Annotated in this window: 1 protein-coding gene; it reads right to left on the minus strand. The window is 71.5% G+C overall.

The annotated features are described in order from the left end of the window. Positions 1-403: 403 nt before the first annotated feature. Positions 404-655 (minus strand): hypothetical protein (locus SSPN_RS53805; RefSeq protein ID WP_010697221.1); only part of this gene is annotated, 252 nt, incomplete at its 5' end.

The following is a 655-nucleotide window of genomic DNA, read 5'->3' on the forward strand; positions in this document are numbered from 1 at the left end:
GCCGCCACGGTGGTCGCCGCCACGACGGTCCCGATCCGGACGGCCGCCGCGGTCGCGGTCGAACCGGTCGCCCTGCGGACGCGGCCGGTCATCGCGCCGCCGGTCGTCCCGGCGATCATCACGGCGCGGCCGGTCATCCCGACGTCGATCGTCGAAACGACGGTCGTCGCGCTGGCGGTCATCGCGCTGGCGGTCGTCCCGCCGATCATCACGGCGCGGCCGGTCATCGCGCTGGCGGTCATCGAAGCGGCGGTCATCCCGCCGAAAGCCACCGCGGTCATCGCGTCGACGGTCGTCGAAGCGCGGCTTGCCTGGCCGGTCGTCACGCTTGAAACCACCACGGTCGTCACGACCACGGTCGTCACGGCGGAAATCGCCGCGCCCACGATCATCCCTGCGGTCGTCACGCTTGAACCACCACGGTCGTCACGGCCACGGTCGTCACGGCGGGAATCATCGCGACGCGGCCGGTCATAGCGCCGGAAGTCGTCGCGCCCGCGGTCGTCTCGACGGTCATCGCGACGGAAACCACCACGATCGTCACGGCGATTGTCGAAGCCTCGACGGCCGCCCTGGTCGTCGAACCGGCGGGGCCGGTCATCGCGGTTGCGGTCGTCACGACGCTCATCGCGCCGATCGTCACGGCGGAAGCGGT

The organism is Saccharopolyspora spinosa NRRL 18395, assembly GCF_000194155.1.
Taxonomy (GTDB): Bacteria; Actinomycetota; Actinomycetes; order Mycobacteriales; family Pseudonocardiaceae; genus Saccharopolyspora; species Saccharopolyspora spinosa.